Here is a 21720-nt window from a genome sequence, read left to right as displayed (position 1 = left end):
GCCTTCATGCGCATCTGCTCCGGCAAATACGACAAAGGCATGAAGATGCGCCACGTGCGCACCGGCAAGGACGTGCGCATCGGCGATGCCCTGACGTTCTTCTCCTCCGAGCGTGAACAGCTCGAAGAAGCCTTCGCCGGCGACATCATCGGCCTGCACAACCACGGCACCATCCAGATCGGCGACACCTTCACCGAAGGCGAGTCCCTGAGCTTCACCGGCATCCCGCACTTCGCCCCGGAACTGTTCCGCCGCGTGCGCCTGCGTGACCCGCTCAAATCCAAGCAACTGCGCCAAGGCCTGCAGCAATTGGCGGAAGAGGGCGCCACCCAGGTGTTCTTCCCTGAGCGCAGCAACGACATCATCCTCGGCGCCGTCGGTGTGCTGCAGTTCGATGTGGTCGCGAGCCGCTTGAAAGAGGAATACAAGGTTGAGTGCTCGTATGAGCCGATCACCGTGTACTCCGCGCGTTGGATCGATTGCAGTGATAAGAAGAAGCTGGAAGAGTTTTCCAACAAAGCGGTGGAAAACCTGGCGGTGGATGGTGGTGGTCATTTGACCTACCTGGCGCCGACCCGAGTCAATTTGGCACTGATGGAAGAGCGCTGGCCGGATGTGAAATTCCGTGCGACTCGCGAGCACCATTAAGGTCTGAGCGGTAAGGAACAGGGCGAAGCTGTGATGGCCTCGCCCTTTTTCATGGCCGCTCACCCATCAAAAATGTGGGAGGGGGCTTGCCCCCGATAGCAGTGTATCAATCAATAAGTCCGCTGGCTGGTACGCCGCCATCGGGGGCAAGCCCCCTCCCACATTTTGCTTTCAGCCAGGCGTGGAATTGGCGAGAACCTTACATCCCGTCTAGCGTTTCAGGTATTTCACTTACCCATCGACGGAATAGGAGGCCACCGTGCGTATAACTCAACGCGCCATTCAACTGGTGCTGCTCGGGGCTTTGGGGTTGTCCGCCTCATTGGCGCTTGCAGGCGCCGGAACGCCCCAGTGGAAGGACACCGGCCCTGTCACCAAGAAAAAGCAGCAGGAGGTCAACTCTGGCAGTTGGCAACCTCAGGCTCAGCCTGCCCCCAAAGAGGACGCAGAAAACCCCTACAACGAAGGGGAAGACAGCGAAACCTATGATGACGGGGACACCTGATAGCTGGCGCAAACCCAGTATCACAACTAGCTTCAAGGACTGGCGACGGTGGATCACTGTCGTACGGGTTTCATCTACTGACTGGACGGAAATCGACCATGAGTATTTTTCAACGAGTCGTGCTGTTGATAAAGGTGCTGGTGCTGATGTCGTTGGGTATGTCGGCGGCCTGGGCACATAACCCGGTGCAGAGCGGTCAGGCGAGCTTTTCGGCGTCGCATGACAAGGGCCTGCAGTTGGCCAAGTCTGAAGCTGAGCCTGGGGACCAGGATCAGGGTGGCAGCAAGGACGATGATGACTCCACCACGAACGAGCCGGACAGTGACGACCCGGACGACGATGATGGCGACAGCCAAACGTAGGTCTTGACCAAAAGAAAGCCCCTCCCACCCGGCTGATGCGCAACCGGGTGGGAAGGGCTGTGAAACGCGTTACCACTGCTTACCCCTGAGGGAGCGTGTTGCTTTAAGCCACAAACTGCTCCGCGTAATGGCAAGCCACTTGGCGGTTATCCAACGGCCGCAGCTGCGGCTCCTCGGTGCTGCACCGCTGGGTCGCGTACGGGCAGCGTTTGTGGAACGCGCAGCCAGGCGGCGGGTTCAGGGGGTTGGGCAATTCGCCGACGATCTTGATCTTCGGCTTGCTCGGGTCCGGGTGGATGGTCGGGGTGGCCGACAGCAGCGCCTGAGTGTACGGGTGCAGCGGCCGGGCGTAGATGTCTTCCTTGGGGCCGACTTCCACCGGGCGGCCGAGGTACATCACCATCACGTCATCGGCGACGTGTTGCACCACCGCGAGGTTGTGGGAAATGAACACGTAGGCGGTGTTGAATTCCTGCTGCAAATCCATGAACAGGTTGAGCACCTGGGCCTGGATCGACACGTCGAGTGCCGAGGTCGGTTCATCCGCCACCAACACTTTCGGTTGCAGCATCATGGCGCGGGCCAGGGCGATGCGCTGGCGCTGGCCACCGGAGAACATGTGCGGGTAGCGCTGATAATGCTCAGGGCGCAGGCCCACTTGCTTCATCATCGCCTGGACTTTCTCGCGGCGCTCGGCGGCCGACAAGTTGGTGTTGATCAGCAACGGCTCGCCGAGTTGATCGCCGACCTTCTGGCGTGGGTTCAACGAGGCATACGGGCTCTGGAACACCATCTGCACGTCTTTGCGCAATTGCTTGCGCTGGGCCTTGTCGGCGCCGGCCACTTCCTGGCCGGCGATTTTCAAGGAGCCCGAAGACGGCTCTTCAATCAGCGTGAGTGCACGGGCCAGGGTGGATTTGCCGCAACCCGACTCGCCTACCACGGCGAGGGTCTTGCCGGCTTCCAGTTCAAACGACACACCATTAAGCGCGCGTACCAACGCATGGCCCTTGAACAGGCCACGGGACACTTCGTAGTGACGGGTGAGGTCGCGGGCGGTAAGAACGACGGCCATTACGCCACCTCCTGGTTCAAGGGGTAGAAGCAGCGCGCAAGGCTGTTGCTTTTCGGATCAAGCCCAGGCCGCTGGGTACGGCAGGACTCCTGCACATACGGGCAGCGCGGCGACAGCAGGCAACCCTGCGGGCGGTCATAACGACCGGGCACGATACCCGGCAGCGTGGCCAGGCGCGTGGCGCCGAGGCTGTGCTCGGGAATCGCCTTGAGCAGGGCTTCGCTGTACGGGTGCGCCGGAATGTCGAACAGTTGCGGCACCTGGCCGACTTCCACGGCTTGGCCGGCGTACATCACGCACACGCGCTGGGCGGTTTCGGCCACGACCGCGAGGTCGTGGGTGATCAGCACCAGGCCCATGTTCTGTTCTTTCTGCAGGGCCAGCAGCAGTTCCATGATCTGCGCCTGGATGGTCACGTCCAACGCGGTGGTCGGTTCGTCGGCGATCAGCAGCTTCGGCTCGCCGGCAATCGCCATGGCGATTGCCACGCGCTGGCTCATACCGCCGGACAGTTGGTGCGGGTAGGCGTCCATACGGCTGGCAGCGCCGGGGATTTCAACCTTTTCCAACAGTTCGATGGCGCGCTTGCGCGCTTGCTTGCCGGACATTTTCAGGTGCAGGCGCAGCACTTCTTCAATCTGGAAACCCACGGTGTAGCTGGGGTTCAGCGCGGTCATCGGGTCCTGGAATACCATCGCCAGGTCTTTACCGACGATCTGGCGACGCTGGCGGTTGCTCAGCTTGAGCATGTCCTTGCCGTCGAAGTTCAGCGCGTCGGCGGTGACGATGCCGGGGTGTTCGATCAGGCCCATCAGCGCCATCATGGTCACGGATTTACCCGAGCCCGACTCGCCAACAATCGCCAGGACTTCGCCTTTGTCGACGGTAATGTCGAGGCCATCGACCACCGGCACGGCGGTCTTGTCGCCGAAGCGCACGTTGAGATTCTTGATTTCTAACAGTGACATGGGAATCTCCTCAGGCGGCGTTCTTGAGTTTCGGGTCCAGCGCATCGCGCAGACCGTCGCCCATCAAGTTGATTGCCAGCACGCTGAGCAAAATGGTCAAACCCGGCAGGCTCACCACCCACCAGGCGCGTTCGATGTAGTCACGGGCCGAAGCCAGCATGGTGCCCCACTCAGGGGTTGGCGGTTGTACGCCAAGGCCAAGGAAGCCCAGGGCCGCAGCATCGAGGATCGCCGAGGAGAAACTCAGGGTGGCCTGGACGATCAGCGGTGCCATGCAGTTAGGCAGCACGGTGATGAACATCAGGCGTGGCAGACCGGCGCCGGCGAGGCGGGCGGCAGTCACATAGTCACGGTTCAGCTCACCCATCACCGCAGCGCGGGTCAGGCGGACATAGGACGGCAGCGACACGATGGCGATCGCGATCACGGTGTTGATCAGGCCAGGGCCAAGGATCGCGACAATGGCCACCGCCAGCAGCAGCGAGGGCAGGGCCAGCATGATGTCCATCAGGCGCATGATGGTCGGGCCGAGCAAGCGCGGGAAGAACCCGGCGAACAGGCCCAACAGGATGCCCGGGATCAGCGACATCACCACCGACGACAAACCGATCAGCAACGACAGGCGCGAGCCTTGGATAAGACGCGAGAGCAAGTCACGGCCAAGTTCGTCGGTGCCGAGCAGGAACTGGATCTGCCCGCCTTCCAGCCACGACGGCGGGGTCAGCAGGAAGTCTCGGTATTGCTCGCTCGGGTTATGCGGGGCAACCCACGGTGCGAAGATCGCGCAGAACACGATCAGCACCATGAACAGCAGGCCGGCAACCGCGCCTTTGTTCTTGGAGAAGGCTTGCCAGAATTCTTTGTACGGAGACGGGTACAGCAGGCTTTGATCGACTGCTGACACTTGAGTAGGTGTGGTCATGGTCATGATCTCAGCGCTGGTGACGGATGCGTGGGTTGGCGAAGCCGTAGAGGATATCCACCACGAAGTTCACCAGGATCACCAGGCAGGCGATCAGCAGGATGCCGTTCTGCACCACCGGGTAGTCCCGCGCGCCAATGGCTTCGATCAGCCATTTGCCGATGCCGGGCCACGAGAAGATGGTTTCGGTCAATACCGCACCGGCCAGCAGGGTGCCGACTTGCAGGCCAACCACGGTCAATACCGGGATCAGCGCGTTACGCAGGCCGTGCACGAATACCACGCGTGCCGGCGACAGGCCTTTGGCCTTGGCGGTACGGATGTAGTCTTCGCGCAGCACTTCGAGCATCGACGAACGGGTCATCCGTGCGATCACCGCCAACGGGATGGTGCCGAGCACGATGGCCGGCAGGATCAGGTGGTGCAGCGCATCCCAGAACGCGTCCGGCTCGTCAGCCAGCAGGGTATCGATCAGCATGAAGCCGGTGCGCGGCTCGATGTCGTAAAGCAGGTCGATACGCCCGGAAACCGGGGTCCAGCCCAGGCTTACCGAGAAGAACATGATCAGGATCAGGCCCCACCAGAAGATCGGCATCGAATAGCCCGCGAGGGAGATGCCCATCACCCCATGGTCGAACAGGGATCCTCGCTTCAAGGCCGCGATCACCCCGGCCAACAGGCCCAGGATACCGGCGAACAACAGGGCGGCCATGGACAGTTCCAGGGTCGCCGGGAAGAGGGCGGTGAATTCAGTCCACACGCTGGTGCGGGTGCGCAACGATTCGCCAAGGTCGCCCTGGGCGAGCTTGCCGACGTAATCCAGGTATTGCGCATACAACGGCTTGTTAAGGCCAAGGCGTTCCATTGCCTGTGCGTGCATCTCGGGGTCGACGCGCCGCTCGCCCATCATGACTTCGACGGGGTCGCCAGGGATCATGCGAATCAACGCAAACGTGAGCAACGTTATGCCGAAAAACGTGGGGATCAATAACCCCAGTCGGCGGGCAATAAAACTAAACATCTTGTGGTGTACCTCAATCAGCCGGTTAGGCAGGTCCGGCACCACCCTGGTGGGCGGTGCCGAGCGTTTCTCTTATTACTTCACCTGGGTAGTGGCGAAGTTATTGTTCGTCAGAGGGCTTTGGGTATAACCCTCCACGTTCTTGCGCATGGCGGTGAACATTTTCGGGTAAGCCATGGGAATCCATGGTTGGTCCTTGTCGAAAACGTCCATTGCTTGTTCATAGAGTGCAGCGCGTTGTGCGGGTTCAGCGACAGCGCGCGCCTTGTCGATCAAGTCTTGAAACTCTTTGTTACACCAGCGCGCGTAGTTTTCGCCGTTTTTCGCTGCATCGCAACTCAGGTTTGGCGTAAGGAAGTTATCCGGGTCACCGTTATCCCCCGCCCAACCGGCAGAAACCATGTCGTGCTCGCCGGCTTTGGCGCGCTTGAGCATTTCGCCCCATTCCATGACCTTGATATTCACCTTCAGGCCAATCTGCGCCAGATCCGCCTGCATGCGCTGTGCGCCGAGCATCGGGTTAGGGTTGGTCGGGCCGCCGCCGTTACGGGTGAACAGGGTGAACTCGGTGCCTTCCGGTACGCCGGCTTCCTTGAGCAGGGCGCGGGCCTTGTCGAGGTCGCGAGGTGGGTTTTTCAACTTGTCGTTGAATCCCAGCAGCGTGGGTGGAAACGGGCCGGTGGCATCGACAGCGTTGCCTTTGCCGTACAGCGATTCGTTGTAGCCTTTTTTGTCGAACGCGATGTTGATCGCATGACGCACCCGCGCGTCGCTCATGTACTTGTGGGTGGTGTTCAGTGCGGTGTAGGCGGTGGTCATCGCCGCCAGTTCATCGACCTTCAGGTTCGGGTCTTTCTTGATGCTGGGCAGGTCATCGGGCTTGGGATATAGCGCGACCTGGCATTCGTTGGCTTTGAGCTTCTGCAGGCGCACGTTGTTGTCGACGGCGATGGCCAGGATCAACGGATCGGCCGGCGGCTTGCCACGGAAGTACTCCGGGTTGGCCTTGAAGCGTACCTGGGCATCTTTCTGGTAGCGGATGAAGATGAACGGGCCGGTACCGATCGGCTTGCTGTTGAGCTCATCGGTCTTACCGGCGGCGAGTAGTTTGTCGGCGTATTCAGCGGAGTGGATGGCGGTAAACGGCATCGCGACATCGGCCAGGAACGGTGCCTCAGGGCGCGTCAGGGTGAAGACCACCGTGTGGTCATCAGTCTTCTCGACACTTTTGAGCAGTTCCTTGAAGCCCATGCTTTCAAAATAGGGGAAACCCGTGGCGGATTTGTTATGCCAAGGGTGTTTCGGGTCCAACTGGCGCTGGAAGCTCCAGAGCACGTCATCGGCATTCAAGTTGCGCGTGGGTTTGAAGTAGTCGGTCGTGTGGAACTTGACGTCATCGCGCAGGTGGAACGTATAGGTCAGGCCGTCGTCACTGATTTCCCAGGTCTTGGCGAGCGCGGGAACGATTTCAGTGGTGCCGGGCTTGAAGTCCACCAGGCGGTTGAACATGGTTTCAGCAGCGGCGTCAGCGGTCACGGCCGTGGTGTACAGGACCGGGTCGAAACCTTCCGGGCTGGCTTCGGTGCAGACCACCAGCGGTTTGGCCGAAACGCCGATCGCCACGCTCAACAGCGCGGCAGCCATAGCGGCTTGTAGCGGGAGCATTTTCATTCAGAGCCCTCTGCAATCGATGGGACCAGACAAGCGTAGACGGCGGGCTCGTCCTGAGCCCGCCGTCTACCTGGCGCTAATTAAAGAATGTTGAATGGGATGGTGGTGACCAGGCGGAACTCTTTGATGTTGCCGTCAGCTTGTTCGGAGCTGGCACGGTGAGTCACGTAGGTTGCACGAATGGTAGTGGCCTTGAGTGGGCCGCTCTGGATCGCGTAGGACGAGCCAACACCGTATTCCTGGTGCTTCTCGCCGTCCATCAGGCGCAAGTCGCTGCGCGACGCGCCGGCTTCGCCGTAGGCGGTGCCTTTGTAGTGAGTACCGTCGATGCCCCAACCGCGAGCCGAGTAGACGTTGAACTTCAGGCCTGGCACGCCGTATTCGGCCATGTTGATGCCGTAGGCGATCTGGAAGGACTTCTCGTTCGGGCTGTTGAAGTCCGAAGTCAGGGAGTTGGCCAGGTAGATGCCGTTGGTTTCGTGCAGGTAGTCGAAGTACTCGTCGCCGTTCACTTCCTGGTACGAGAAGGTCAGGCTGTGGGCTTGGTGAGTCAGTCCCAGGGACAACGAGTAGGTGTCGTTGTCGATGTTGCCCATCTTCTTGCTGCCGGTGTCAGTGGTTTTGTAGTAGTTCAGGCCGGTGGTCAGTGCCAGGGTCTGTGCATCACCCAGTTCATGGGTAGCGCCGAAGTAGTACTGGTTCCAGAAGTCTTCGACGTTAGCGGCGAACACGCTGGTTTTCAGGCTCTTGAACGGCTGGTAGTTGAAGCCCAGGGTTTTGACCTTGTCGGTTTCCTGGCCATTGCCGTATTCGGAACGGAATTTCGACAGGCTCTGCTCGGTACGCGGCGAAACGCGGTCGAAGATGCCGCCCTGGAACGACAGGTTGCTGAACTCTTCGCTGTTGAAGCTCACACCTTCGAAGCTCGAAGGCAGGGCGCGGTTGCCGATGGTGTCGACGATTCCGCTGCTGAAGTTCTGGCGACCGGCGGTCAAGGTGGTGTTCGATACGCGGAACTTGACGTTAGCCAGGCCCAGCTTGCTCCACTGGCCTACTGCGTCACCGAAGGAGTGAGCCAGGGTACGGTTGGAGCCGCCAGCGATGTCTTTTTGGTCCCGGTCAAGCGCGATGTAGTTGTAAGCGGCAACTTCGGTACTCACGCCAACTGTGCCTTGGGTGAAGCCCGAGGTGTAGTTGAGGATGGTGCCTTGGGCCCAGTTGTAGCGGCGAGAAACCCGGGTAGTTACATCATTGGCTTTATCGGCTTCAGTTTTGTAGTAGCCAAACTTCTGACCACGAAACTTCATCTCGTTGGAGTACCAGTTACGCGTGGTACCGCCCAGGCTTTGACCGTCGATAAAGCCTTTGGCCTCGCTTTGCGCGCTGGTGCCGGCCAGGGTGGTCGGAACGAAGTCCTGGCTGGTGGTTTCAGCGTAGGCGGTAGCCGTGATGGTGCTGATGGCCAGGGCCAGAAGCGCTTTGCTGCTCAGTTTCATGAATGAAGCTCCTTTGGTTCTCTTTTTAATGCCGGTCTTTTTTGGTGATCCGGCTATTGGGTGTGTAACTCGTTCAAGCTCATGCAAACGTTTGGCGTAGGAAAAATCCCAACAAAAGGCCGCGCGTTTGCAGCAAGGCGGAGGCCGCCTTGCGCAATCCGGTTATTTTCTTATGGGGTGATACTGACGCCCGAGAACACGTTGCGGCCGAAGGGGCTGACCTTGAAACCTTCGACTTTGGCGCTTAACGGCTGGTTGACCGTCGAGTGGGCGACTGGCGTGATCGGCACCTGCTGCTTGAGCAGTTGCTGCGCCTGTTTGTAGAGAACAGTCCTTTGTTCGCGGTCGGTCACGACCTTGGCTTGCTTGATCAGCTTGTCGTACGCCGGGTCACACCACATGGAGTAGTTGTTCCCGCCGATGGCGTCGCAGCTGTAGAGGGTGCCCAGCCAGTTGTCCGGGTCACCGTTGTCGCCGGTCCAGCCGATCAGGCTCACATCGTGCTCACCGTTCTTGGTGCGCTTGATGTATTCGCCCCACTCGTAGCTGACGATCTTGACCTTGAGGCCGATCTTGGCCCAGTCGCTTTGCAGCATCTCGGCCATCAGCTTGGCATTGGGGTTGTACGGGCGTTGTACCGGCATCGCCCATAGGGTGATTTCGGTGCCTTCCTTAACGCCGGCGGCCTTGAGCAGTTCCTTGGCCTTTTCCGGGTTGTAGGCGGCGTCCTGGATACTGTCGTCGTAGGACCACTGCGTCGGCGGCATGGCGTTGACCGCCAGTTGCCCTGCGCCTTGGTACACGGCGTTCAGAATGCTCTGCTTGTTCACCGCCATGTCCAGCGCCTGGCGCACTTCGAGCTGGTCGAACGGCTTGTGGCGCACGTTGTAGGCGATGTAGCCGAGGTTGAAACCCGGCTTGGTCAGCAGTTGCAGGTTTGGGTCGGCCTTGAGGGCGTCGACGTCAGCCGGGCGCGGATGCAGCGTCACCTGGCATTCGCCCGCCTTGAGCTTTTGCACCCGCACCGACGCGTCGGTGTTGATGGCGAAGATCAACTGGTCCAGCTTGACCTTGCTCGGGTCCCAGTACTGTTTGTTGGCCACGTACCGGATCTGCGAATCTTTCTGGTACCGCTGGAACACGAAAGGGCCGGTGCCGATGGGCTTCTGGTTGATGTCGCTGGGCTTGCCGGTCTTGAGCAGTTGCTCGGCATATTCGGCCGAGAGGATCGCGGCGAAGCTCATGGCGATGTTCTGGATAAACGCGGCGTCGACCGTGTTCAGGGTCATCACCACGGTGTGCGGGTCGGTTTTCTCGACCTTGGCAATGTTCTTGTTCAGGCTCATCCCGTTGAAGTACGGAAACTCGGTGGGGTAGGCCTTGCGAAACGGATGGTCGGCGTCAAGCATGCGGTTGAAGGTGAACAGCACGTCGTCGGCGTTGAAGTCCCGCGTCGGTTTGAATTCCTTGTTGCTGTGGAATTTCACCCCTTCGCGCAGGTGAAAGGTGTAGGTCAGGCCATCTGGCGAAATATCCCACTTGGTTGCCAGCGCAGGTACGACACCGGTCTCGCCCTTTTCAAACTCAACCAGACGGTTGTACAGCGGTTCGGCCGCATCGTTATCGGTGGCGGTGGTGTATTGCGCGGTGTCAAAGCCTGCCGGGCTGCCTTCTGAGCAGAACACCAGGCTCTTTTTGTCGGCGGCATAGCCCATCGTGGCCGCAGCCAACAGGCTGGTGCCAAAAATTGCGGATAGAACGGTGGTATGGCGCATGACGATCCCGATCCTTGTTTGTAATTGTCATCAGCGAGCAACCCCCCTGGCGTACGGCCAGGGGAACATCACTGATCCCACACGCAGCAAGTGCCTTTCCGTGTTAGCAGCCTCTGCTGTCCTACGACGTTATGGGTCTCGGACTTCGCAGTAAATGCGCCAAATCGGATTGACCTTGTAGGCAATGGCGTCGCGCTTCGCAGTTCATTGCTGTAGGACGCAACGATTGCGAGCACGGCCTGTTGCCTACTGGCCAGGCGGATGCAATAACGGCGACGTTATGAAACGTCGCCGTCAAGGCTTCTTACTTGCCGCTTACGCTCACGCCGTAGAAGGAGTTCAAGCCAAACGGGCTGATCTTGAAGTCCTGCACGGTGTTGCGCATGGGTTGATACACCGTCGAGTGCGCGATAGGTGTCATCGGGACTGCATCTTTGAGGATATGTTGCGCCTGCTTATACAGCTCGGTGCGTTTGGCGACATCCGATGTGGCCTTGGCTTCTTTCACGATGCCGTCGAATTTCTTGTCGCACCACTTGGAGAAGTTGTTACCGGACAGCGAGTCGCAGCCGAACAGCACGTTCAGCCAGTTGTCCGGGTCACCATTGTCACCGCTCCAGCCAATGATCATGGCCTGGTTCTCGCCACCTTTGGAGCGCTTGATGTACTCGCCCCACTCGTAGCTGGTGATTTTCACGTTCAGACCGATCTTCTTCCAGTCGTTTTGCAGCATTTCAGCCATCAGCTTGGCGTTCGGGTTGTACGGACGCTGAACCGGCATGGCCCACAGAACGATTTCGGTCCCTTCCTTGACGCCGGCTTCCTTGAGCAGTGCCTTGGCTTTCTCAGGATCGTACTTGGCGTCCTTGATGGTGGTGTCATACGACCATTGGGTCGGCGGCATGGCGTTGACGGCCAGTTGACCGGCGCCCTGGTACACGGAGTCGATGATCTGTTGCTTGTTCACCGACATGTCCAGCGCCTGGCGCACGCGCAGGTCAGCCAGCGGGTTGGGCTGGTCGCTGCCCTTGACCTTGTCCATGACGTTGTAGGCGATGTAGCCCAGGTTAAAACCGGCCTGGTTCGGCAGTTTCAGGTCCTTGTCGGCTTCCAGCGCCTTGAGGTCGGCCGGACGCGGGAACAGGGTGATCTGGCATTCGTTTTTCTTCAGCTTCTGGATACGCACCGACGGGTCGGTGGTGATGGCGAAGATCAGGTTGTCGATCTTCACGTCTTCAGGTTTCCAGTAGTCCTTGTTGCCGGTGTAACGGATGTTCGAGTCTTTCTGGTAGCTCTTGAACACGAACGGGCCAGTACCGACCGGTTTCTGGTTGATGTCCGAGGCCTTGCCTTCTTTCAACAGTTGGGCGGCGTATTCAGCCGACTGGATCGACGCGAAGCTCATTGCCAGGTTCTGGATAAAGGCGGCGTCCACAGTGCCAAGGGTGAACTTGACCGTGTGCTCATCGACTTTCTCGATGTTCTTGATGTTGGTGTCCATCCCCATGTCCGTGAAGTACGGGAACTCGGTGGGGTAGGCTTTGCGGAACGGATCGTCCTTGTTGATCATGCGGTTGAACGTGAACAGCACGTCATCGGCATTGAAGGTACGGGTCGGCTTGAAGTACGCGGTGGTGTGGAACTTGACGCCATCACGCAGGTGGAAGGTGTAGGTCAAGCCATCCGGGGACACGTCCCAGCTGGTGGCCAGCCCAGGAATCACAGCGGTGCCGCCGCGTTCGAACTGGGTCAGGCGGTTGAACATGGTTTCGGCCGAGGCATCGAAGTCTGTTCCGGTGGTGTACTGGCCTGGGTCGAAACCGGCCGGGCTCCCTTCGGAGCAGAACACCAGGTTAGTTGCCGCAAGGGCTACGGGGGCGGCGGCCATAAGGCCAGCGCTCACTAATAACGGAAGGACTGCGTGTTTAAGCATGTTGGCCTCATGATTTGTTGTCATTTTTGGTGGTGAGGGCGACCTCGTGAGTCGGCCTGCGGATACTTATGCAGGCGCCATACCCATTGCAAGATGCTGAACCGTTGCAAGGGTGAAACAGTGGTACGAACGTACAGGAATGTCGCAATTATGAAAGTTTGTACATATTTGCGCATATTTTGAGGGTTTTTTCGGTGCGTGAGCTGCACCAAAAAAGACCAACCGAGGCGTCTGGCGCACTCGGTTGGCGCACGGCTGTTACTTATCTAGACTCACGCCATAGAACGGCGTCAGCCCGAAAGGGCTGATCTTGAAGTCCTGGACTTCCTTGCGCAGCGGTTGGAAAACCGTCGAGTTCGCAATAGGCGTTATAGGTACTTGTTCCTTAAGGATTTTTTGTGCCTGTTGATACCACTTGATGCGCTGCTCGCGGTCGTTGCTGACTTTGGCTTGCTGCACCAGTTTGTCGTAGGCCGGGTTACACCATTTGGCGTAGTTGCTGCCCTTGACCGCGGCACAACTGTAGAGCACGCCGAGCCAGTTATCCGGGTCGCCGTTGTCGCCAGTCCAGCCATAAATCATCGCGTCATGCTCGCCGTTTTTGGCGCGCTTGATGTATTCGCCCCACTCATAGCTGACGATGTTGGCCTTGATGCCGATCTTTGCCCAATCCTGCTGGATCATTTGTGCCGACATCCGCGCGTTCGGGTTGGAAGCACGCTGTACGGTCATCGCCCACAAGTTGATGGTGGTACCTGGTGCAACCCCTGCTTCTTTTAGTAGCGCCTTGGCCTTTGCCGGGTCGTGGGGCGCGTCCTTGATACTGGGGTCATAAGACCACTGCGCAGGCGGCAGCGCGTTCTGCGCCAATTGCCCGGCGCTCTGGTACACCGCCTTGATGATCGCCGGCTTATCGATGGCCATGTCCAGCGCCTGGCGCACCTTGAGCTGGTCCAGCGGCGGGTGGGTCACGTTGTAGGCCAGGAAGCCCAGGTTGAACCCGGCTTGCTGCAGCACGCGCAAGTTCGGGTCTTGTTTCATCACTTCAATGTCGGCAGGGCGCGGGTAACCGCTGACCTGGCATTCGCCGGCCTTGAGCTTCTGCAGGCGCGACGCGGCATCCGGGGTGATGGCGAACACCAAGTTGTCGAGCTTCACATCCTCGGGTTTCCAATATTGCTTGTTGGCCACGTAGCGGATCTGCGAGTCCTTCTGGTAACGCTTGAACACAAACGGGCCGGTGCCCACCGGTTTTTGATTGATGTCGGAAGCGTTGCCTTGCTTGAGCAGTTGGGCGGCGTATTCGGCGGACTGCACCGAGGCAAAGCTCATGGCCAGGTTCTGCACGAACGAAGCGTCGACGTTGTTCAGGTTGAAACGCACGGTGTGTTCGTCGAGTTTTTCGACGTTTTTGATCGTGGTGTTCAACCCCATGTCGGTGAAGTACGGCGACTCGGACGGGTAGGCCTTGCGGAACGGGCTATCGGCATCCAGCAGGCGGTTGAAGGTAAACAGCACATCATCCGCGTTGAAGTCGCGGGTAGGGGTGAAGAAATCAGTGGTGTGGAACTTGACGCCATCCCGCAGGTGGAAGGTGTAGGTCAGGCCGTCTTTGGAGATATCCCAACTGGTCGCCAGGCCAGGTTCGACTTCGGTGCCGCCGCGCTTGAACTGGGTCAGGCGGTTGAACACGGTTTCGGCGGACGCGTCAAAGTCGGTGCCGCTGGTGTATTGGCTGGGGTCGAAACCGGCGGGGCTGGCTTCGGAGCAGTAGACCAGGGTGCTGGCCGCTTGGGCCAGTGGCATAAAGGCCAGCAGGCCTGCGGCGAGGATGAGCGGTTTTAAGGCAATTCTTTCCATGGAGACCCCTGAAATGGCAGGCATATATAAGCTGCCCAAACGAAAACGGCGCTACCGAGGGTAACGCCGTTCAGGCCAATCAGGTAGGGGTCACTGCATCTGCACTTCGATCACGCCATCGGCGCTCATGCTTACCTGGCTGGTGCCGGCCTCGACTTCAGGCGTCGGTGCCGAATCTGCCATGGCTGCTTTCATCATCATGCCGCCACGGGCGTAAGGCATCGGGTAGCCGTTGGTGTTGAAGTTCAGGTTCACGATCTTGTAACCCTTGCCGCCCAACGCATCGGTGGCCAGTTGCGCACGTGCTTTAAACGCGGCGACTGCGTCCTTGAGCAGCGCATCTTCGCTGGACTTGCGCGTGGCGTCGGCGATGGCGAAGTCCATGTTTTCCATTTTCAGGCTATTCAACAGTTCGCCGGTGAGTTTGGACAGCGCCGGGAAGTCTGCGCTTTCCAGGCGCAGTTCGGCGCGTTCACGCCAGCCGGTGATCTTCTGGTTCTTGTTGTCGTAGATCGGATAGCTGTTACGGCTGCCCTGGCGCAGTGTCACGCCTTTGACTTCGCGGGCCTCACCGAGGGCCTTGTTCAGGGTATTGGTGATTTCGGCGGCAAGCTTGGCCGGGTCGCTGTTCTGCGATTCGGTGTAGAGGGTCACGATCATCTTGTCGCGGGCCACCTCCTGGCTGACCTCGGCGCGCAGGGAAATCTGGTTGTAATGCAGCTCATCGGCGGCCAGGGCTGGAAGGCTGGCCAGGGCGCCGACGCTGAGCGTGATGACGGCTGCACTGCGAGTGAAACGAGACATGGAAGCTCCTTGGGATGTGCGTGTTGGGTATGACTGTAGACGGTGGCAGTGGGTTCTTCGGGTTTACACATTACCTACACATGTGGCGATGCCGACGAACGGTCATTTGCCCGGGCTGCGGCAAAGAGCCACACGCGCCGTGCCAGGCGGTCTGCTTCGTTTATACTCCTGCCGATCCGCCTGCAGCGCTCATCGGGAGAGCTCATGCTCGCCGCCGTAAAACTGACTTCCGCCACCCGCCAGAACCTCTGGCGCCTGACGTTCATCCGTACCCTGGTACTGGCCGCACAGGCCGGCTCCGTCGGGCTCGCCTATTGGTTCGACCTGTTGCCGCTGCCGTGGCTGCAATTGGGCGTGACCCTGGGTTTCTCCATCGTGCTCTGTGTGTTTACCGCCATCCGGTTGCGCACCACGTGGCCGGTGACCGAGCTGGAATACGCCCTGCAATTGGCGTGCGACCTGTTTATCCACAGTGTGTTGTTGTATTTCTCCGGTGGTTCCACCAATCCGTTTGTTTCTTATTACCTGGTGCCACTGACCATCGCCGCCGTGACCCTGCCGTGGCGCTATTCGGTGGTGCTGTCGGGCATCGCGTTGACGCTGTACACCTTGCTGTTGGCGCGCTTCTATCCGCTGCAAACGTTCCCGATCGCGCGGGAAAACCTGCAGATCTACGGGATGTGGCTGAGCTTTGCGCTGTCCGCTGCGGTCATTACGTTCTTCGCTGCCCGCATGGCCGAAGAACTGCGCCGCCAGGAAGAACTGCGCGCGATTCGCCGTGAAGAAGGCTTGCGCGACCAGCAGTTGTTGGCCGTTGCCACCCAGGCCGCCGGCGCCGCCCATGAGCTGGGCACACCCTTGGCCACCATGAGCGTGCTGCTCAACGAAATGACCCAGGACCATCACGACCCGGCGTTGCAAGAAGATCTCGGCGTGCTGCGTGAGCAGGTCAAGCAGTGCAAGCAGACCCTTCAGCAGTTGGTGCGCGCCGCCGAAGCCAATCGCCGCCTGGCGGTGGAGATGCAGGACGTGACCCAGTGGCTCGATGAAGCCCTGAACCGCTGGCACCTGATGCGCCCCGAAGCCAGTTACCGTTTTCATCTATTAGGGCAAGGCACCGTGCCGCGCATGGCGCCGCCGCCGGACTTGACCCAGGCCCTGCTCAACTTGTTGAACAATGCCGCCGACGCCTGCCCCGAAGGCCTGGGCGTTCAACTGGACTGGGACCTGGAAAACGTCACCATCAGTATTCGTGACCACGGCGCGGGCGTGCCGCTGGCCATTGCCGAACAGATCGGCAAACCGTTCTTTACCACCAAGGGCAAAGGCTTCGGCCTCGGTCTTTTTTTGAGCAAGGCCAGCGTGACCCGCGCCGGTGGCTCAGTAAAACTCTATAGTCATGAGGAAGGCGGCACGCTCACCGAGCTGCGCCTGCCCCGTGTCGCACGAGGAGATATCGATGAGTGACGAGATCCAAGTCGAAGGCGAAGAACTGCCGCACCTGTTGCTGGTAGATGACGACGCCACCTTTACCCGCGTGATGGCGCGCGCCATGAGCCGTCGCGGTTTTCGCGTGAGCACCGCAGGCTCCGCCGAAGAAGGGCTGACCATCGCCCAGGCCGATCTGCCGGACTACGCCGCGCTCGACCTGAAAATGGACGGCGACTCCGGCCTGGTGCTGCTGCCCAAGCTGCTGGAGCTCGACCCGGAAATGCGCGTGGTGATCCTCACCGGTTACTCCAGCATTGCCACCGCTGTCGAAGCGATCAAGCGCGGCGCCTGCAACTACCTGTGCAAGCCGGCAGATGCCGACGACGTGCTGGCCGCGTTGCTGTCCGAACATGCCGACCTTGACACCCTGGTGCCGGAAAACCCGATGTCGGTGGACCGCCTGCAGTGGGAGCACATCCAGCGCGTGCTGACCGAGCACGAAGGCAATATCTCCGCCACTGCGCGGGCCTTGGGTATGCACCGTCGCACCCTGCAACGCAAGCTGCAGAAACGTCCGGTACGACGCTGAACCTAAGCTGAACAACCTGCTTCAGGCCGCGCGAAACGCTGAACCGATCACCTATGATCGGTTCAAACGCCTGCCTTCTTCCCTACGAGCCTGAACGATGAATCCGAACGCTGAGTACTCCGCGGTCAATGACGCTGTGCGTGGGCAATTCTTTCGCCGAACCTGGGCGATGATCACGCCTTATTGGCGAAGTGAAGAGAAGGGCAAAGCCTGGTTGCTGTTGGCCGCGGTGATCGGCCTGTCGCTGTTCAGCGTGGCAATTTCCGTATGGCTCAACCACTGGTACAAGGACTTCTACAACGCCCTGGAAAAAAAGGACACCGCCGCCTTCTGGCAACAGATCGGCTATTTTTGCGCGATCGCAGCGGTGGCTATTCTCGGCGCGGTATACCGCCTTTACCTGACTCAGATGCTGACCATTCGCTGGCGGGCGTGGCTCACCGAAAAGCATTTTGCGCGCTGGCTTGGCAACAAAAACTACTACCAGTTGGAGCAGGGCGGCTACACCGATAACCCGGACCAACGTATCTCCGAAGACCTCAATAGTTTTACCTCGAACACGCTGAGTCTAGGTCTTGGGCTGCTGCGCAATGTGGTCAGCCTGGTGTCGTTTTCCGTCATCCTGTGGGGCGTGTCGGGCAGCATTGACGTGTTCGGTATCACCATCCCCGGCTACATGTTCTGGTGTGCATTGGTCTACGCCGGCGTGGGCAGTTGGTTGACCCACCTGATCGGTCGCCGGTTGATCGGCTTGAGCAACCAACAACAACGTTTCGAAGCGGACCTGCGTTTCTCCATGGTGCGGGTGCGGGAGAATGCCGAGAGCATCGCCTTGTACAACGGCGAGGCTAACGAAAACCAGCGCTTGAGCACGCGATTCGGCAAGGTCTGGCATAACTTCTGGGACATCATGAAGGTGTCCAAGCGCCTGACATTCTTCACCGCCGGCTATGAACAGATTGCGATCGTGTTTGCCTTTGTGGTCGCCGCGCCCCGCTACTTTGCCGGGAAGATTGAGCTGGGTGAGCTGATGCAAATCAACTCGGCGTTTGGCAACGTGCAAGGCAACTTCAGCTGGTTTATCAGCGCTTATGCCGACCTGGCCGGTTGGCGGGCGACCAGCGACCGTCTCTTGAGCTTTCAGCAGGCCATGGATGAAAACGAGCAACGCCCGGCCGCCATTGAGGTGCACGCGGAAGGCGAACGCCTGGTGGTGCAAGGGTTGGGCATGAACCTGGCCGATGGCCGCCACCTGCTCACCGACGCCAACATGATCGTCGAGCCGGGTCAGCGCGTCATGCTCAGCGGCCGTTCCGGCAGCGGCAAAAGTACCTTGCTGCGCGCCATGGGCCATCTCTGGCCTGCGGGTCACGGCAGCATTCGCCTGCCGGCCAAGCGTTACCTGTTCCTGCCACAGAAACCCTACTTGCCGATTGGCACGTTGAAGGCGGTGTTGAGTTATCCACAGGACGACAGCGTCTACTCGGCAGAACGTTATGCACAGGTCCTGGAAACTTGCCGCCTGCCGCACCTGGTGGGGCGCCTGGATGAAGCCAATCACTGGCAGCGCATGCTCTCGCCGGGTGAGCAGCAACGCCTGGCCTTTGCCCGCGCGTTGTTGTTCGCACCGCAATGGCTGTACATGGACGAAGCCACGTCAGCGATGGATGAAGAGGACGAGGCGACGCTGTACCAGGCGCTGATTGATGAGCTGCCGGGTCTGAGCATCGTCAGCGTGGGTCATCGCAGCAGCCTCAAACGCTTCCATGGGCGGCATGTGCGGATCGAGGGTGGCTGGTTGCAGGAGCAACCACTGGCTTAAGGTCGCGTGCAGCCAGTGTGGGAGCACGCCCACACTGGATCTACCCTGTTCTGGAGAGCGAGCGTGCATAAAAAAGCCCGGCTGATCATCGATCAACCGGGCTTTTTAATTGCCTGAAGAGGACTTACTTCTTCAAGCCGTAATGCTCATCCAGCATGCCTGGGGCGTTCGGCGTCTTTGGCGCGTAGTCCCGTGGTGGCTCCTGGTTTTCCCGTGGCGGGGTCAGGCGTTCCCGTGGGGTTTGCGGTGCATCGGAATGCAACGCGGCCAGCAGACGCTGACGGGTGATGTCGTCGAGGGCCAGGCGGTTAGCGCCATCGGCGAGGTGATCCTGTACTTCCTGGTAGCTCTGGGTGAGCTTCTTGACCAGGGTCGCGGTGCTGTTGAAGTGGGTAACAACCTCGTTCTGATAACTGTCAAAACGTTCCTGAATGTCATCCAGCTGACGCTGCGTGCGGTTAGGCGCGGCATTCGGCAGCAAGCGAGCAACCAGGAATCCAATGGCGACACCGGCAACCAGGGCAAGAGTCGGCAACAACCAAACTAAGAGCGAGTGTTCCACGAGTCCTTCCTCTATAAACGGCTTTGCTTTACGTTAACGGCTCGGACCTGCGCTGTATACCGCGATTAAGCTCGCAATGATGCCATGCACAGACTTTTAGCTAGACGAGTCGACCCTTTGAGAGGTCACGGAGTTCATTCCTTGCTCATGCGTGAAACCCCCGTTTTGATCGATGGCCCGGTAGGCCAATTGGAAGCCCTGTACCTGGATCACCCCGAGCCACGTGGCCTGGCGCTGATCTGCCACCCTAACCCGGTGCAGGGTGGGACCATGCTCAATAAAGTTGTATCGACCCTGCAACGTACCGCCCGCGATGCCGGTTTGATTACCTTGCGTTTCAATTACCGTGGCGTCGGCGCCAGTGCCGGCACGCACGATATGAGCACCGGTGAAGTGGACGATGCCGAAGCGGTCGCCACGTGGCTGCGGGAAAAACACCCTGATCTGCCGATCACCCTGCTTGGGTTTTCCTTCGGCGGCTACGTGGCTGCCAGCCTTGGCGGGCGCCTGGAAGCCAAGGGTGAAAAACTCGCGCACCTGTTCATGGTCGCCGCTGCGGTGATGCGCCTGCGCGATACCGACACACTTCCCCAAGGCTGCCCACTGACCTTGATCCAACCGGAAACCGACGAAGTGGTCGACCCGCAACTGGTCTACGATTGGTCCGCCGCCCTGAAACGCCCCCATGAGCTGCTGAAAGTGGCAGAATGCGGACACTTTTTTCACGGCAAGCTGACCGATCTCAAGGATCTGGTGCTGCCGCGTCTCTCGAATTGATAGCAGTCTGATAAGCGATTACCCATGACGACTCGTACCCGTATCCTCACCGGCATCACCACCACCGGCACGCCGCACCTGGGCAACTACGCCGGTGCGATCCGCCCGGCAATCCTGGCCAGCCAGGACGCGAATGCCGACTCGTTCTACTTCCTGGCCGACTACCACGCCCTGATCAAATGCGATGACCCGCAGCGTATCCAGCGCTCGCGTATGGAAATCGCCGCGACCTGGCTGGCCGGTGGCCTGGATGTGAACCGGGTGACGTTCTATCGGCAGTCGGACATCCCGGAAATCCCCGAGCTGACCTGGCTGCTGACCTGCGTGGCCGCCAAGGGCCTGCTCAACCGCGCCCACGCCTACAAAGCCTCGGTGGACAAGAACGTGGAAACCGGCGAAGACCCGGATGCGGGCATCACCATGGGCCTGTACAGCTACCCGGTGCTCATGGCGGCGGACATCCTGATGTTCAACGCGCACAAAGTGCCGGTGGGTCGCGACCAGATCCAACACGTGGAAATGGCCCGTGACATTGGCCAGCGCTTCAACCACCTGTTCGGCAACGGCAAAGAATTCTTCACCATGCCCGAGGCGTTGATCGAAGAAAGCGTCGCCACTTTGCCGGGCCTGGATGGCCGCAAGATGTCGAAGAGCTACGACAACACCATCCCGTTGTTCACCAGCGCCAAGGACATGAAGGACGCCATCTCGCGGATCGTTACCGACTCCCGCGCGCCTGGCGAAGCCAAGGACCCGGACAATTCGCACCTGTTCACCCTGTACCAGGCGTTTGCCAGCAAGGCCCAGGAAGAAGAGTTCCGCGCCGAGCTGCTGCAAGGGCTGGGTTGGGGCGAGGCGAAAAGCCGTCTGTTCCAGCTGCTGGATGGCCAACTGGGCGAAGCCCGTGAGCGCTACCATCAACTGATGTCACGCCCATCGGACATGGAAGACCTGCTGCTGGTCGGTGCCAAGAAGGCCCGTGCCGTGGCGGCACCGTTCCTGGCTGAACTGCGCGAAGCGGTGGGCCTGCGTTCGTTCGTCAACCAGGCTGCGGCGCCGGTTGCGGCCAAGAAGAAAGCGGCGAAAGCTGCACGGTTCGTGAGCTTTCGCGAAGACGATGGCAGCTTCCGCTTCCGCCTGCTGGCGGCGGATGGTGAGCAACTGCTGCTGTCGCGCCACTTTGCCGATGGCAAGGCGGCGGGCGTGGTGACCAAGCAGCTGCAGAGCGGTGACGCTTTGGACGTACGCACTGAGGCCCTGGGCTTCAGCGTATGGCTGGACGGTTCCGCCGTGGCAGACAGCGCCGAGTTCGCCGACGAAGCATCCCGTGATGCCGCCATCGAAGCCTTGCGCGTTGCGTTGACCCCCCTCGAGGATTAACCCGACCAAGGGTTGATTGCCATTATCCAGGGCCGTCGTTACAGTGACGGCCCGTTTTTGTTGCCTTGCTAACGAATTATGACGCCCCTAGAACGATATCAAGCTGATCTGAAACGCCC

The 21720-nt window shown here is 59.7% G+C and carries 19 protein-coding genes; 8 read left to right on the top strand and 11 right to left on the bottom strand.

Going from position 1 to position 21720, the window contains the following annotated elements:
• The 3 genes from AC3ZU9_RS29375 to AC3ZU9_RS29365 form a co-directional block, all read left to right on the top strand.
• The coding region (locus AC3ZU9_RS29375; RefSeq protein WP_490091690.1) for an EF-Tu/IF-2/RF-3 family GTPase at nt 1-648 on the top strand (648 nt) is incomplete at its 5' end.
• A 259-nt stretch (nt 649-907) separates the two neighbouring features.
• Nucleotides 908-1153 (top strand): hypothetical protein, encoded by a 246-nt coding sequence (locus AC3ZU9_RS29370; protein ID WP_012722184.1) that lies wholly within the window; start codon nt 908-910, stop codon nt 1151-1153.
• Between the two features lie 98 nt (nt 1154-1251).
• Nucleotides 1252-1515 (top strand): hypothetical protein, encoded by a 264-nt coding sequence (locus tag AC3ZU9_RS29365; protein ID WP_012722185.1) that lies wholly within the window; start codon nt 1252-1254, stop codon nt 1513-1515.
• Between the two features lie 103 nt (nt 1516-1618).
• Here the strand turns inward: AC3ZU9_RS29365 and AC3ZU9_RS29360 are convergent, their stop codons facing one another.
• The 10 genes from AC3ZU9_RS29360 to AC3ZU9_RS29315 all read right to left on the bottom strand — a co-directional run bounded on the left by AC3ZU9_RS29360 (nt 1619) and on the right by AC3ZU9_RS29315 (nt 15040).
• The gene (locus AC3ZU9_RS29360) at nt 1619-2590 is read right to left on the bottom strand and encodes a peptide ABC transporter ATP-binding protein (RefSeq protein ID WP_012722186.1); all 972 of its coding nucleotides are present in this window, start codon (nt 2588-2590) and stop codon (nt 1619-1621) included.
• Complete coding sequence (locus AC3ZU9_RS29355) at nt 2590-3558, bottom strand: ABC transporter ATP-binding protein (RefSeq protein ID WP_012722187.1); 969 nt, start codon at nt 3556-3558, stop codon at nt 2590-2592. The genes AC3ZU9_RS29360 and AC3ZU9_RS29355 overlap by 1 nt, the downstream gene beginning before the upstream one ends.
• Before the next feature lie 10 nt (nt 3559-3568).
• Nucleotides 3569-4480 carry an ABC transporter permease subunit gene (locus AC3ZU9_RS29350; RefSeq protein ID WP_043204774.1) on the bottom strand — a complete coding sequence of 304 codons (912 nt, stop codon included), beginning with the start codon at nt 4478-4480 and terminating at the stop codon, nt 3569-3571.
• Between the two features lie 10 nt (nt 4481-4490).
• A complete protein-coding gene (locus AC3ZU9_RS29345; RefSeq protein ID WP_003171721.1) occupies nt 4491-5501 on the bottom strand; it encodes an ABC transporter permease subunit in 1011 nt (336 codons plus the stop codon).
• A 75-nt stretch (nt 5502-5576) separates the two neighbouring features.
• Entirely contained in the window at nt 5577-7172 is a 1596-nt protein-coding gene (locus tag AC3ZU9_RS29340; protein ID WP_102061578.1) for an ABC transporter substrate-binding protein, read from the bottom strand.
• A gap of 80 nt (nt 7173-7252) precedes the next feature.
• Nucleotides 7253-8668: an OprD family outer membrane porin gene (locus tag AC3ZU9_RS29335; RefSeq protein WP_102061579.1), complete on the bottom strand. Its 1416-nt coding sequence runs from the start codon at nt 8666-8668 to the stop codon at nt 7253-7255.
• A gap of 170 nt (nt 8669-8838) precedes the next feature.
• Entirely contained in the window at nt 8839-10443 is a 1605-nt protein-coding gene (locus tag AC3ZU9_RS29330) for an ABC transporter substrate-binding protein (RefSeq protein WP_012722191.1), read from the bottom strand.
• Nucleotides 10444-10747: 304 nt separating this feature from the next.
• Nucleotides 10748-12376: an ABC transporter substrate-binding protein gene (locus tag AC3ZU9_RS29325; RefSeq protein WP_064054745.1), complete on the bottom strand. Its 1629-nt coding sequence runs from the start codon at nt 12374-12376 to the stop codon at nt 10748-10750.
• 258 nt (nt 12377-12634) lie between these two features.
• On the bottom strand, nt 12635-14236 hold the full coding sequence (locus AC3ZU9_RS29320; RefSeq protein ID WP_093542203.1) for an ABC transporter substrate-binding protein: 1602 nt from the start codon (nt 14234-14236) through the stop codon (nt 12635-12637).
• 90 nt (nt 14237-14326) lie between these two features.
• Nucleotides 14327-15040 (bottom strand): SIMPL domain-containing protein, encoded by a 714-nt coding sequence (locus AC3ZU9_RS29315; RefSeq protein ID WP_046034315.1) that lies wholly within the window; start codon nt 15038-15040, stop codon nt 14327-14329.
• Nucleotides 15041-15244: 204 nt separating this feature from the next.
• On the opposite strand from AC3ZU9_RS29315, the gene AC3ZU9_RS29310 reads away from it, so the two are divergent.
• From AC3ZU9_RS29310 to AC3ZU9_RS29300, 3 genes are all read left to right on the top strand, one after another.
• A complete protein-coding gene (locus AC3ZU9_RS29310) occupies nt 15245-16507 on the top strand; it encodes an ATP-binding protein (RefSeq protein WP_012722195.1) in 1263 nt (420 codons plus the stop codon).
• A complete protein-coding gene (locus AC3ZU9_RS29305) occupies nt 16500-17060 on the top strand; it encodes a response regulator transcription factor (protein WP_003171731.1) in 561 nt (186 codons plus the stop codon). The genes AC3ZU9_RS29310 and AC3ZU9_RS29305 overlap by 8 nt, the downstream gene beginning before the upstream one ends.
• Before the next feature lie 97 nt (nt 17061-17157).
• Nucleotides 17158-18882: an ABC transporter ATP-binding protein/permease gene (locus AC3ZU9_RS29300; protein WP_064054748.1), complete on the top strand. Its 1725-nt coding sequence runs from the start codon at nt 17158-17160 to the stop codon at nt 18880-18882.
• 124 nt (nt 18883-19006) lie between these two features.
• Here the strand turns inward: AC3ZU9_RS29300 and AC3ZU9_RS29295 are convergent, their stop codons facing one another.
• Complete coding sequence (locus AC3ZU9_RS29295; protein WP_003171734.1) at nt 19007-19444, bottom strand: Z-ring associated ZapG family protein; 438 nt, start codon at nt 19442-19444, stop codon at nt 19007-19009.
• Between the two features lie 147 nt (nt 19445-19591).
• On the opposite strand from AC3ZU9_RS29295, the gene AC3ZU9_RS29290 reads away from it, so the two are divergent.
• Together AC3ZU9_RS29290 and AC3ZU9_RS29285 are read left to right on the top strand one after the other, a co-directional pair.
• Entirely contained in the window at nt 19592-20221 is a 630-nt protein-coding gene (locus tag AC3ZU9_RS29290; RefSeq protein ID WP_012722197.1) for an alpha/beta hydrolase, read from the top strand.
• A 24-nt stretch (nt 20222-20245) separates the two neighbouring features.
• Nucleotides 20246-21601, top strand: coding sequence for a tryptophan--tRNA ligase (locus AC3ZU9_RS29285; RefSeq protein WP_012722198.1), 1356 nt, complete (start codon nt 20246-20248; stop codon nt 21599-21601).
• Nucleotides 21602-21720 lie beyond the last annotated feature (119 nt).

The organism is Pseudomonas sp. A39, from assembly GCF_058145955.1.
Note: the sequence above shows the minus strand (reverse complement) of the source record. Positions and strands in the feature narration are given on the sequence as shown.